Raw genomic sequence first — 12,742 nt, 5'->3', positions numbered from 1 at the left:
ATGCTTTTTTTGTCACCTGACATAAAGATGAACCCTGATGAATTCCGCCTCTTGCGGGATTTTGTTTACCAGCATTGCGGGCTCAATTTTACGGAAGATTCCAAGTATCTTCTTGAAAAACGTCTCGGCAAGCGTTTGCAGACGCACAACCTGAAGACTTTCAAGGATTATTATTATTTCCTGCGCTACAATCCGAATAAGGACCAGGAGCTGACCGAGGTTATTGATCAGTTAACCACCAACGAGACCTATTTTTTTCGAGAAGATTTTCAACTTAAGACCTTTGTTGAAGATATCCTCCCAGAGGTTCGTAAACGCAAGGAGATAGAGGGTAAGAAGACCTTGCGAATCTGGAGTGCCGGCTGTTCATCAGGAGAGGAACCCTACACGATCGCCATGCTTCTCCTCAGCCAACCCTGGCTGCAGTCATGGAAGGTTGAAGTGGTCGGTACCGACATAAGCCAACGGGTCCTGCATATGGCCCGGGAGGGAGTTTACGGTGAGGCTTCTTTCCGTAGTACGGACCCTCAACAGAAGGCTCGGTTCTTTACTGAGCATGAAGGTAAGTGGCGTGTTAAAGACGAGGTCCGGAGTCTGGTCTCAATCAGTCATTTAAATCTCTTTGATTCGTCACGGATTGCCCTTTTGGGGAAGATGGATCTCATCTTCTGCCGGAACGTTATTATCTACTTTGATCAGGCCGGTAAGAAGAGTGTCATTGAAAACTTTTTTCAACGTCTGGTTCCTGATGGCTTCTTGCTGTTGGGGCATTCAGAATCTCTGATCAACCTCAGCACCTCTTTTCAACTGCGACATTTTCAGCATGACATGGTTTATCAGAAGCCTCTGACCTTTATTCAAAGTGGCAGGGGATTGTTATGACCTCCGCTAAGGTCAGAGTGCTGGTTATCGATGACTCGGCATTTAATCGTCGCAGCATTGTGAAAATGATCGAATCGCTACCCAATGTTGAAGTCATCGGCTACGCCTGCGATGGCGAGGATGGCCTGCGCAAGGTGATTGATCTGCAACCGGATTTGATTACTCTTGATCTTGAAATGCCTCGCATGGATGGCTTTACACTGCTGCGTATTGTTATGCAAAAACAGCCCACGCCGATTATCGTTGTCTCCTCGCGCTCTGATGATGGCAATGTTTTTAAAGCCCTTGAACTTGGTGCTGTTGAATTTGTTCCCAAGCCTTCCTCGAAGGTGTCGCCCATCCTTATGGATATCCGTGAGGAGCTCCTGGAAAAAGTTCGTGAAGTGACTTCTGCCAATCTCAGCAATGTCATGGCTCACGGTAATGCTGTCAGTCAACTGAAGCGCGTACCCACGACCACCCGCCAACCACGACAAGATGTTGTCTCTGATGAAGTCGCACAGTCTTACCGAATGGTTGTTATCGGTTCGTCGACCGGTGGACCACCGGCCCTGCAGAATATCTTCTCTGCAATCACCGATGAAATCCCGGTGGCCTTTGCCGTCGCTCAACATATGCCGTCAGGTTTTACGCGTGCTTTCGCTGAACGACTGAACCGCTTCTGTGTATTGTCCATAAAGGAAGCTGAGAATGGTGACATTGTCCGGCCAGGTCAGGTTCTGATTGCGCCCGGTGGCAAAAATCTTGAGCTTTTTCAAAAAGGATCCAATGTTATTGCCAAAGTTTCTGATCCCAAGGGCCATCAGCGATATCTGCCTTCGGTCGATGCTCTTTTTTCGAGCGCCGCATCTATTTACGAAAAGCGCTTGCTCGGAGTGGTCCTGACCGGCATGGGCAACGATGGCCGTATGGGCGTTCACACCATCAACAGTCATGGTGGGCGTGTGATTGCTGAAGCCGAGGAAAGTTGTGTTGTTTTTGGTATGCCGAAGGAGGCAATCGCAACCGGGCTCGTCGATCGAATTGTTCCCCTGCCTCTGGTATGCAGGGAAATCCTTAAAGAGTGTGGTTACGACAGATGATCTAAAATACAGTGTTTATGCGCTGTGATAGCGTTATTAACGCTGGATATTTTTACGCAGGATTGTTATTATTCCATGATTTTGGCTGGGAATAAGAGACGAGGAGTTTGTGCATGAGTCATCATGACGAAGAAAATGACACTGCAGGGCGTGCAGATGAATTTCTGCAGGTTTTTAAAAAAGGAGCCGAGTTCACTCAGGATCTTCTCAAGGAGAACGAACGTCTTCGCTTTCGCGTTGTCAAACTAGAGGAAACCCTCAAGGAAAAGGGCCATGATGTTGTTGCTGATGGTCCGGAAGCACTGGAGCTGAAAAAGAAAATTTTAGAGCTTGAGCAGGAGAAGGAAGAGATTCTTGGCCAGATCAAGGTTGTCGAGGAGGAGAACCAGAATTTCGCAAATCGTTATGTTGAGATTGAAGAAGAGAACAATATGCTTGCCAATCTCTACATTGCTTCCTATCAATTGCATTCAACCCTCGATTTCAAAGAAGTTCTGAAAATTATACAAGAAATTGTCATTAACCTGATCGGCGCCGAAGAATTTGGTGTGCTTCTGCTTGATGAGAAGACGAACCTTCTTGAGCCTGTGGCCAGCGAGGGGCTTGAAACCTCGGACCTGCCTTCCATAGCCGTAGGCTCTGGCATTATTGGTGAGGCTGTCGAGTCTGGCGAAAACTATTTTATTGAGTCGATGCATGGTTATGTGGTCGATCTCCACAAGCCTATTGTTTGTATTCCTCTTAAAATCAAGGAACATGTCATTGGTGTGATTTCCATCTACAAGCTGTTTGAGCAGAAGGATGAGTTTACCAATGTGGACTATGAACTTTTCACCCTGTTGGCTGGACATGCCGCCACGGCAGTTTTCTCGTCTCGGATGTATTCCGATTCAGAGAGAAAGTTGTCGACGATTCAGGGTTTTATTGATTTGTTAACCAAGTAGACGGGAGAGGTTCTATGACTGGCTATAAAGTTCTTGTTGTTGAAGACTCGCCCACCATGCGGCAGTTGATAGTGTTTGCACTGAAACGAATTCGTGGTTTTCAGATCGTTGAAGCAAATGACGGTGTGGATGGCCTTAAAAAACTGAGCGCGGAAAAATTTGACCTTATCCTGACAGATATCAACATGCCTATTATGGATGGCTTGAAGCTTGTCAGTATGGTTCGTAACGATCCAAACTACAAAGAGACCCCTATTATCGTCATCACCACGGAAGGGGCGATAGAAGATCGTGAAAGGGCTTTGGCCCTGGGTGCTAATGAATATATCACCAAGCCGATCCAGACCATGAAAATCCTGGAAACGGTAAAAAAATTAATGAGTGTTTGAACCTCATCTAACCTGGAAAATCGGAGGCTGGTTTGTCAAAAGAAGAAGCAATTGAAGTTGAAGGTAGTGTTATTGAGCCGTTGCCAAATGCAATGTTCAAGGTCGAGCTTGATAACGGGCATGTTGTTCTGGCACATATTTCCGGAAAAATGCGTAAATACTACATCCGTATCCTGCCCGGTGATCGTGTAACAGTTGAACTTTCGCCCTACGACCTCAGCCGTGGTCGTATCACCTATCGCGCCAAATAATCCCCCTGAATGACGGCCGCAGCCGTTGCTCTGGATGATGGCCGATCCTTTGCCCATGATAACAGCCGGCTTACGCCGGTTTTCATGTTTAAGGTCGTGAAGACGAGCAACATGTCCGCTCACGACCAGTGCTGCGTCAACGACAAACTGACGCTTCCGGCTTGTTCTTTTCCGCGCCTGCTTCGTTATGCCTTAAGTCACGTCGTTGCAACGATGTGACTCAAGACATGCCTTGCTGGCACAAAAAAATACGGCGTTGTCTTTAGGTCATTTCATCATTGACACGACACTCGTCTAAAACTCCCCTATGGAGGCAGTATGCAGGAACGTTACAACCCCTTGGATTTAGAGATCGCCTGGCAGAAGCAGTGGGCGGAGACCAAGCCCTGGGCCGTGTCCGAGGATGACAGTAAACCGAAATACTATCTGCTGGAAATGTTCCCTTATCCCTCCGGTCGTATTCATATGGGTCACGTACGCAATTACTCGATCGGTGATGTTGTCGCCCGTTTCAAACGGTTGCAGGGTTATAACGTACTGCACCCGATGGGTTGGGATGCTTTTGGTATGCCTGCTGAAAACGCGGCCATCCAGCATGGAACGCATCCTGCGAAATGGACCCGGGAGAATATCGCCAACATGCGTACCCAGCTCAAGCGCATGGGCTTTTCCTATGACTGGGATCGGGAGTTGGCGACCTGCGAGCCTGACTATTATCGCTGGGAGCAGCTGATCTTTCTGAAGATGATGGAGAAGGGGCTGGCGTACAAGAAAAGTGCCGCTGTCAACTGGTGCCCTGAATGCGAGACGGTGCTCGCCAATGAGCAGGTTGAGGAAGACTGTTGCTGGCGCTGCGAGAATAAGGTTGAAGAGAAAGAGCTGGAGCAGTGGTTCTTCCGCATCACCAACTACGCTGAAGAGCTACTTGAATCTACCCAGAGCATGCCTGGCTGGCCCGACTCCGTCCTGACGATGCAACGCAACTGGATCGGCAAGAGCACAGGTTGTGAGATTGACTTTGCCGTTGAGGGGCAAGACCATGCCGTACGTGTCTTTACGACACGTCCGGATACGCTCTTTGGTGCAACTTTTATGAGCCTTGCCCCGGAGCATCCTCTCGCTCAAGAGCTGACTGCTGAAGACCGACGTCAGGATGTAGAAGCTTTCATCAAGAAGGTGCAGGGTGTCGAACAGGCGCAACGAACCAGCGATGATTATGAAAAAGAAGGTGTCTTCACCGGGTCTTACTGCGTTAACCCTGTGAATGGCGCAAAGATGCCGATATTCTTGGCAAATTTTGTTTTGATGGGCTATGGCACGGGGGCTGTTATGGCGGTGCCGACTCACGATCAGCGTGATTTCGACTTTGCCCGTAAATATGACTTGCCGATGCAGGTTGTGATTCAACCCGAAGGTGAAGTGCTCGAACCTGCTTCGATGGAGGCCGCCTGGGAAGGGCCCGGTACGATGGTCAACTCGGGCCAGTTTGACGGACTTGATAATCAAGCCGGTAAAGAGAAAGTTTCTGAATATCTTGAATCACAAGAGCTGGGCCAGAAATCGGTTAATTACCGGATCCGCGATTGGCTGGTTTCCAGGCAGCGCTATTGGGGCACGCCGATCCCGGTGATCTACTGTGACAGTTGTGGCGCTGTGCCGGTCCCTGAACAGGACCTGCCGGTCACCTTACCCACTGATATTGAGTTCTCCGGCGAGGGGGGCAGCCCCTTGGCAAAGCTTGAATCTTTCGTCAACACCTCCTGTCCGAAATGCGGAGATCCTGCAAAACGGGAAACGGACACTTTTGACACCTTTGTTGAAAGTTCCTGGTATTTCCTGCGGTATGCCAGTCCTCATTGTGAAAGCTCGCCCGTCGACAAGGCGGCTGTTGATTACTGGCTTCCTGCCGATCAGTATATCGGTGGCGTTGAGCATGCGGTCATGCACCTTCTCTATGCACGTTTCTGGACCAAGGTCATGCGTGACCTCGGTATGGTGTCCATTGACGAGCCTTTCGAGAATCTGCTGACCCAGGGGATGGTCTGTAAGGAAACCACCTCTTGCCCAGAACATGGCTGGCTCTATCCCGAAGAGATAGAGAACGGTTGTTGCTCGCGTTGCAATGCTGAGGTTGTGCCCGGCCGCAATGAGAAGATGAGCAAATCGAAAAAGAATGTTATCGACCCCGACGGTTTGATTAACCGTTATGGGGCAGATACGGCAAGACTGTTCACCCTGTTTGCGTCTCCTCCGGAGAAAGACCTTGAGTGGAACGAGCAGGGGGTGGAAGGTTGTTTCCGCTTCCTCAACCGGGTCTGGCGTCTGGTCAGTGAGAACCTGTCCATTATCGATTGTGCCGGCAAGTTGGATGCGGAAAATCTGCAACCTGCGGCGAAAGATTTGCGACGCCAGGTTCATCGAACGATTAAAAAAGTAACCGAGGATGTTGACGGCAGTTTCCATTTTAATACTGCGATAGCTTCAGTCATGGAGCTGGTGAACGGCATTACGGCCTATTCAGACAAAGAGGCTTCACCAGAGGCACTGCGTGAGGCGGTCGAAACGGTTGTTCGATTGTTGTCACCCTTTGTGCCACATATTTGTGAGGAGCTGTGGAAGCACCTTGGCTATGAGGACCCCCTTGAGACGTTCGGTTGGCCGGTCTGGGATGAGAAGGCTCTGGTTGCTGAAACGCTCCTGATTGTGGTTCAGGTCAACGGAAAAGTTCGAGGTAAGGTCACTGTTCCGGTTGACGCCGATAAAGAGGCTGTCGAGGTCGCTGCCTTGGCTGATCCAAATGTTGCTCGTTTCCTGGAGGGTAAAACCCTTCGCAAGGTGATCGTTGTTCCTGGCCGCCTTGTTAACGTCGTCGCAGGATAAAGCTTATGCGTTTCATTGCAATTTTCTTCATTCTTGTCATTGCAGGATGCGGCTATCATACACCTGGGGCTTCCGATACCTGGGTCGGTGGCGAAGCACGTACTCTCTACGTGCAGCTTTTCGAGAACCAAACAGTAGAGCCCTATCTTGAAAATTATCTGACCGACGCTTTGATAGCAGAACTCTCTTTGTCACGATTGTTAGAACTGACAGAGGACCCTGGTCAAGCGGATGTTCGATTAGTCGGTGAGGTGAAGACTTTTACCGACAGTGCGCGTTCCTATGGAAACTCTGATCAGATCACTGAGTACAGTGCAACGATGGCGATTACCGTCCGTCTTCTGCATAAAAATAGCAGCGAGATTGTCTGGCAAAAAAACTTGACCCGTAGTGAAGATTATCTGGCGACTATCAACAAGAACTTGCAGTTGGAGGGCCAGCGGCTTGCCGCTATCCGGGTTTCACAAAGGTTGGCCGAAGACATCCACGCCAGCATGCTGAACAGCTTCTGACCTCTTAACATTATGTCTATACGAGAACTGCAAAATATTATTCAGGCCGGCTCACTTCCCGGCCTGATTTTGCTTTACGGCCCTGAGTCCTACTTTGTTGAGCAAGGTTTGCAGTTAATTCGAGACACTGTTGTTTCTCCTGAGAATCGCGATTTTAACCTGACCCAGTATTATGGCAAGGACTTCAAGCCGGGTGAAGTTGTTGAGCAGGCAAGGACTTTCCCGGTCTTCTCAGAACGTCGCCTGGTCATTATCAAGAATGTTCATGATGCATCTGCTGATCAACTGGAAGGCTTACTTACTTATCTTGATGAGCCTGTCCCCGAGACGGTGCTTTTGCTCACAGCGGATAAAATTGATGCCCGCCGCAAGTTCTATCAAATTCTCAAGAAGTCTGGAAAAGCTTTTGAGTTTAAAAAGATCTATGAGAACCAGCTCCCCGCTTTTGTGCGTGACCTGGCAAAATCCTTTAATGTCACTCTGACCAATGAGGGCTTGAAGCTCTTCTGTAAAAGGGTTGGAACCAACCTTGTAGAAGTGCAGGGTGAGCTTGAGAAGCTACTGGGGTATCTGGGTGATCGTGACATCGCAGATGAAAAAGATGTTGCGGCGATCGTTTCGGATACACGCATTGAAAGTGTTTTCGACCTGACTGATGCTCTGGGCGAGGGGGATGTCTCCACAGCGTTTCACTTGCTGGACCGTTTGCTTTCTGAAGGGCAGGCGCCTCTGATGGTGTTGGCCATGATGACGCGTCATTTCCGCCAGATGTGGAAAGTTAACGAATTGGTTGCCCAGAGGGTACCGCAGAGCGAATTTCCAAAGAGGGTGGGTGTCAGCCCCTATTTCCTGAAGGGCTTGATGAAACAGGCGAGCAGATTTGATAACCAACAGTATCGTCAGGTTTTTAATCAATTCCTGGAAACGGACCTGGCGCTGAAATCAAGTGGTAGTGAGCCGAGGATGCACATGGAAAAGTTGGTTCTAGATATAGCGGCTCTGGGAAAAAAGACGTCTTAGCAAACAAAAGGGGCACAACCTGATTCAGGCTTGCCCCTTTGTTGTAAAACTGTTTGCGTTTGTTACTTTGCTGCTTCTGCCTGGCTGACCAGCTTGGTCAAACGGCCGATCTTACGGCTTGCAGTCGCTTTGTGAATAACGCCTTTCGTGGCGGCTTTGTCAATGTAGGGGACGGTTTTTTCCAGAAGACTCTTCGCTGTCTCCACATCGCCGTCGGCAATAGCAAGTCTTAATTTCTTGACATAGCTACGCATGGTTGAGCGGATATGAGTGTTACGAGCGTTACGAATTTTACTCTGGCGATGACGTTTTTCTGCTGATTTGTGATTTGCCACTTTTTATTTCCTCCGAAACGGTATGTTGCATATATTATTGTCTAAGCGTCAGTTTTATACCACTCGGAGAAGGCATAGTCAAGATAAAATTATTCCAATATTGAAAAAAATAACGTTTAATTCAAGTATGTTATGAGTATAATCACGGGATTAATAGAAAATAATACATTCGATCGGGTTAAATAGACGTGTCTGAAGCCAAGCATGAAAAGAAACAGATCAGCCGCGCGACCGGAATCCTTACTCTTGCAACACTGACCAGTCGGGTTGCCGGATTGATCCGCGATATGGTCGTTGCTGCGGTGTTCGGCGCCGGTATGGTTACCGATGCGTTTTTTGTCGCCTTTACGATACCCAACCTGCTGCGTAGATTCTTCGCTGAAGGATCTCTGACCGCAGCGTTTGTACCGACTTTTACAGACGTACTGCAACATCAAGGGGCAAAAGAAGCACGACAGGTGGTTCGTATCTGCTGGACCCTCTTGCTGCTTGTGCTTTCATGCGTCACCATCCTTGGCATTCTGGTGTCACCCTGGTTGGTTAAGCTCATAGGCTATGGCTTTGCCGGCAGCGCTGGTAAGCTGGCCCTGACCAATCTGCTTAATCAGTTCATGTTCCCGTATATCCTCTTTGTCAGCCTCGTGGCTTTGTTTGCTGGGGTTTTAAACGTGTCAGGGCACTTTCTCATGCCTGCCTTATCACCGGTGATGCTGAATCTGGCGATGATTGGTTCAGCGCTTGTTATTGCTCCGAGGATGGATCAACCGATCCTTGCGCTTGCTGTGGGTGTTGTTATTGGTGGCATGGTGCAGTTCTTTATGCAGATCCCCGTGCTTTATCGCTTCGGCTACGATCTTCGCCTTGATTTCAATTTCCGTAATTCCGCGGTTGTTAAAGTCATGCGTCTTATGTTGCCTGGCATCCTCGGTGTTGCCATTTACCAGATTAACGTGGTGGTGACCCGCCTGCTGGCTTCTTTCCTCCAGGAGGGGAGTGTCTCATGGCTCTATTATGGCCAACGACTCTTTGAATTTCCTCAAGGGGTGTTTGTGGTTTCCCTGGCTCAGGCCGTTTTGCCGGCTATGAGTCGTCAGGCTGCTGCAGACGACAGGGAGGGGTTCCGCGACTCGTTGCAGTTTGCCTTGATTTTAATTCTTTTGGTCACTATCCCGGCGGCTCTTGGCTTGATCCTCTGCAACCAGGCTGTTTACAGTCTTTTCTTTATGCGTGGGAATTTTACCTCCTTCGATGTCTCTCAGGCTGCCATTGCTCTGGCCTGGTATGCCCCCGGTTTGCTTTTTGTCGGTATCAGCAGAGTTGTTGTTCCTTCGTTTTATGCGATGAAGGATACGCGAACTCCTGTCCTTATCTCCTTCTGGACACTCCTGGTGAATGTTGTCGCAGGGTTACTGCTGATGCAAACCATGGGTCATGCTGGCCTGGCTCTTGCCCTCACAATTGCTTCGGTCTTTAATGCTGTCGTTTTGACTGTCTTACTTTCAAAGCGGATCGGGGATCTTGAGCTCTCGAGGATATTCCTGACGACTTTCCGCATGATCCCGGGTCTGGTTCTGATGGCTGTGGTTGTTTCCCTGTTGCTTGCTCAGGTAGACTGGATGGTAGCCGGTAGCTTCTGGGCTCGTCTTGGTTTGCTAGGTTCTTCTGTTGTCTGTGGAGCCCTCGTTTACGCTGTATCCTTAAGGGTTTGCGGTGTCAGGGAGATTTCGCAAGCCTGGGCCCTATTGGCAAAGAAACTGTCCTTTCCTTCACGTCAGGGGTGATTCATGGTTGCAGAACAGTGGGATATGGTATCATTTGACTGTGGTTATGTTGCCGTTATTACACGACAAAACCGGTTGCTCAGGGTCTGCTTTGAGACCTCGCAGGACGCTGCTGTGGCGGCAGTCAGGCGTTATTACCCCGATGCTGAGCGTATATCCCAAGGCTATCCACAGACAGTTTTGTTGCAGCTGGCAGAGTTTTTCCAGGGGACGCGTGATGAATTCGACCTGGCACTTTGCACCGAATCTCTTTCGGCCTTCGCGATAAAGACTCATGATGAGTTGATGAAGGTTCCCTTGGGGTCCGTTGTCTCTTATAGTGAGTTGGCTTCCAGAACCGGTTCTCCAGGGGCAGCGCGAGCCGTTGGTGGGGTGATGTCATCAAACCCCTTCCCACTGGTTGTACCCTGTCATCGGGTCGTGAATGCAAATGGAAGGGTTGGACAGTATTCAGGCGCACACGGGACCAGCACCAAAACCTGGTTACTGGATTTTGAATGTAAGCTTGCCTCAGGCCTGAAAACTTAGTTCTGGGCTTGCCTTTTTCGCGTATGACTTTGTTAAACAGGTTGCCATGTTTTTCTTTCGTCGAACATGCTGCATACTCCTCCTCCTTTTCGTAATCGCTCTCCTGATCTCCTGTAGCGATAGCACCTACCTCCTAAAGGTCGCCAAGGGCCAGTGGTCCTTGATGTCCAGCGCTGAATCGATTGACGACATCCTCACACAAGAGACTGAACCACATGACCTTCGAGAACAACTCTCCAAGGTTGTCACGCTCCGTGAATTTGCTGTCTCATCTCTGGATTTGCCGGATAATGGCAGCTATCATAAGTATGCGGATCTTGAACGTCCATACGCTGTGTGGAACCTGGTTGTTGCACCGGAACTTTCCCTCAAGTTGAACGAGTGGTGCTTTCCTGTCGCCGGCTGTGTGACTTATCGCGGTTATTTTGATGAACAGGAAGCTCAGACAAGGGCGCAGGTTTATTCCGCTCAAGGGTTTGATGTGGACGTCTACGGAGTCGAGGCTTATTCAACGCTCAACTGGTTCGATGATCCGGTGCTGAACACATTCCTGGATAATGATGATATTCAACTTGCAGGTCTTCTTTTTCACGAGATGTCACACCAGGTTATTTATGTCCAGAACGACACGGTGTTTAACGAGTCTTTTGCAAAAACGGTAGAGTTAGAGGGCCTAAGGCGCTGGTTTGATAGCTCCGATTCACAGGAATTATGGCATGAGTGTTTGCAGAGGGAAAAGCGGTCTGCTGATTTTCATGAGTTCCTTGCGAACGTTCGTTCTGATTTAACACAAGCTTATGCTTCAGAGCAGGGGAATGATCAAAAGCGTATTGCTAAAGAACAGATTATAAATGGTGCTGTTGATGATTATGAACGCCTCAAAGAGCGCTGGAATGGCTATGCGGGCTATGATTTATGGGTCAAGCGCGGCCTGAATAATGCGCGACTCTCTTCAGCGGCAAGTTATTATGAGCTGGTTCCGGCCTTTCAGACGCTTTTGCTGCAATCCGGAAACGATCTGGAAAAGTTCTATGTCGAGGTGAAGAAGCTCGGGGCTCTGCCAAAAGACGAGCGTCTGGCGAAATTGAAGTCCTTATCTTCAAAGATTACGGCTTCTCTCAACGGATCTTTATAAACGTAAGCATAAAAAATCAGACCACCCAATCATCTTGCACCACAGAGTAGCAGAGATCTCTGAGACAAACAAAGACTTGACCATGTTTACGAAGCAAGCGTCGGGGGATTATCCCCGTTTTTTTTAAATCTAAGCACATATTTAGTGAAGGGGCGGATGCTGGGGGCCATCGCGGTTGATATCATAGGCTCGCGCTTTGAACATCCCGGAATCAAGAGCCAAGAGTTCGAACTGTTCAGCCGCCAAAGTGTTTTCACTGATGATACTGTTCACACCATCGCTTTAGCAGACAGCCTTCTGCACAGGATTCCCTACCAGGATAAACTCCGAGAATATTTCTACTATTATCCGAATGCAGGTTACGGTGGTCGCTTCCGGCGCTGGGCCCGCTCCCCGCATCCGAAACCTTATGGCAGTTATGGTAATGGCTCCGCTATGCGTGTCAGTCCCGTTGCCTGGTTTTATGACGATCTGGATAAGGTCCTGAAAGAAGCGAAGCACAGCGCTGAAATCACACATAATCACCCGGAAGGGATCAAAGGTGCACAGGCTGTTGCGGCGGCTGTTTTTATATCGCTTACCGGTTCAAGTAAAACAGAGCCCAAGGGGTATGTAGAAAACCATTTTAAATATGATCTTTCCTCAACGATCGATGTTCTTCGCGAAGATTACGGTTTTGAAGTCTCTTGCCAGAAGTCTGTGCCGCAAGCCATCATTGCCTTTCTTGAATCGACTGCTTTTGAGGATGCTGTTCGTTATACTGTTTCTTTGGGAGGGGATAGTGATACTCAAGCGTGTATTGCCGGGAGTATTGCTGAGGACTTTTATGGTGGGGTTCCGCAGGAGATTGTGGGTGAGACCTTAATCGGACTTGATGAACGGCTGAGAGGTGTTTTTCTAAACTTTCAATTATGAATAAAATTGCATTATATCGTTTCCTCTATTTGTACTGTCGAAAAATCAATCTTGCGGTGTAATAAGTTCTGTTCGAGGTTCCCATTAT

14 protein-coding genes are annotated in these 12,742 nt (G+C 48.9%); 13 read left to right on the top strand and 1 reads right to left on the bottom strand.

The annotated features are described in order from the left end of the window. From P9J64_04615 to holA, 9 genes are all read left to right on the top strand, one after another. Complete coding sequence (locus tag P9J64_04615) at positions 1-882, top strand: CheR family methyltransferase (GenBank protein ID MDG5467601.1); 882 nt, start codon at positions 1-3, stop codon at positions 880-882. After that, complete coding sequence (locus tag P9J64_04610; GenBank protein MDG5467600.1) at positions 879-1,964, top strand: chemotaxis response regulator protein-glutamate methylesterase; 1,086 nt, start codon at positions 879-881, stop codon at positions 1,962-1,964. The genes P9J64_04615 and P9J64_04610 overlap by 4 nt, the downstream gene beginning before the upstream one ends. 113 nt (positions 1,965-2,077) lie before the next feature. Continuing rightward, the gene (locus P9J64_04605; GenBank protein ID MDG5467599.1) at positions 2,078-2,908 is read left to right on the top strand and encodes a GAF domain-containing protein; all 831 of its coding nucleotides are present in this window, start codon (positions 2,078-2,080) and stop codon (positions 2,906-2,908) included. Between the two features lie 14 nt (positions 2,909-2,922). Continuing rightward, complete coding sequence (locus P9J64_04600) at positions 2,923-3,297, top strand: response regulator (protein MDG5467598.1); 375 nt, start codon at positions 2,923-2,925, stop codon at positions 3,295-3,297. A 32-nt stretch (positions 3,298-3,329) separates the two neighbouring features. Beyond that, on the top strand, positions 3,330-3,548 hold the full coding sequence (infA, locus tag P9J64_04595) for a translation initiation factor IF-1 (GenBank protein MDG5467597.1): 219 nt from the start codon (positions 3,330-3,332) through the stop codon (positions 3,546-3,548). A gap of 9 nt (positions 3,549-3,557) precedes the next feature. Next, on the top strand, positions 3,558-3,767 hold the full coding sequence (locus P9J64_04590) for a hypothetical protein (GenBank protein MDG5467596.1): 210 nt from the start codon (positions 3,558-3,560) through the stop codon (positions 3,765-3,767). 99 nt (positions 3,768-3,866) lie between these two features. Further along, entirely contained in the window at positions 3,867-6,428 is a 2,562-nt protein-coding gene (gene leuS, locus P9J64_04585; GenBank protein ID MDG5467595.1) for a leucine--tRNA ligase, read from the top strand. Between the two features lie 5 nt (positions 6,429-6,433). Then, the gene (lptE, locus tag P9J64_04580) at positions 6,434-6,940 is read left to right on the top strand and encodes an LPS assembly lipoprotein LptE (protein MDG5467594.1); all 507 of its coding nucleotides are present in this window, start codon (positions 6,434-6,436) and stop codon (positions 6,938-6,940) included. A gap of 12 nt (positions 6,941-6,952) precedes the next feature. Then, the gene (gene holA, locus P9J64_04575; GenBank protein MDG5467593.1) at positions 6,953-7,960 is read left to right on the top strand and encodes a DNA polymerase III subunit delta; all 1,008 of its coding nucleotides are present in this window, start codon (positions 6,953-6,955) and stop codon (positions 7,958-7,960) included. Positions 7,961-8,022: 62 nt separating this feature from the next. On the opposite strand, the gene rpsT is transcribed toward holA, so the two are convergent. After that, positions 8,023-8,295 carry a 30S ribosomal protein S20 gene (gene rpsT / locus P9J64_04570; GenBank protein ID MDG5467592.1) on the bottom strand — a complete coding sequence of 91 codons (273 nt, stop codon included), beginning with the start codon at positions 8,293-8,295 and terminating at the stop codon, positions 8,023-8,025. Between the two features lie 188 nt (positions 8,296-8,483). Between rpsT and murJ the strand changes: the two genes are divergently transcribed. The 4 genes from murJ to P9J64_04550 all read left to right on the top strand — a co-directional run bounded on the left by murJ (position 8,484) and on the right by P9J64_04550 (position 12,654). After that, a complete protein-coding gene (gene murJ / locus P9J64_04565; GenBank protein MDG5467591.1) occupies positions 8,484-10,076 on the top strand; it encodes a murein biosynthesis integral membrane protein MurJ in 1,593 nt (530 codons plus the stop codon). 3 nt (positions 10,077-10,079) lie between these two features. Then, positions 10,080-10,604, top strand: coding sequence for a methylated-DNA--[protein]-cysteine S-methyltransferase (locus tag P9J64_04560; protein ID MDG5467590.1), 525 nt, complete (start codon positions 10,080-10,082; stop codon positions 10,602-10,604). Between the two features lie 46 nt (positions 10,605-10,650). After that, on the top strand, positions 10,651-11,739 hold the full coding sequence (locus P9J64_04555; GenBank protein ID MDG5467589.1) for an aminopeptidase: 1,089 nt from the start codon (positions 10,651-10,653) through the stop codon (positions 11,737-11,739). A gap of 156 nt (positions 11,740-11,895) precedes the next feature. Beyond that, complete coding sequence (locus tag P9J64_04550; protein MDG5467588.1) at positions 11,896-12,654, top strand: ADP-ribosylglycohydrolase family protein; 759 nt, start codon at positions 11,896-11,898, stop codon at positions 12,652-12,654. The last annotated feature ends 88 nt before the right edge of the window (positions 12,655-12,742 follow it).

Source organism: Deltaproteobacteria bacterium IMCC39524, assembly GCA_029667085.1.
Lineage (GTDB): Bacteria > Desulfobacterota > Desulfuromonadia > Desulfuromonadales > BM103 > M0040.
Note: the sequence above shows the minus strand (reverse complement) of the source record. Positions and strands in the feature narration are given on the sequence as shown.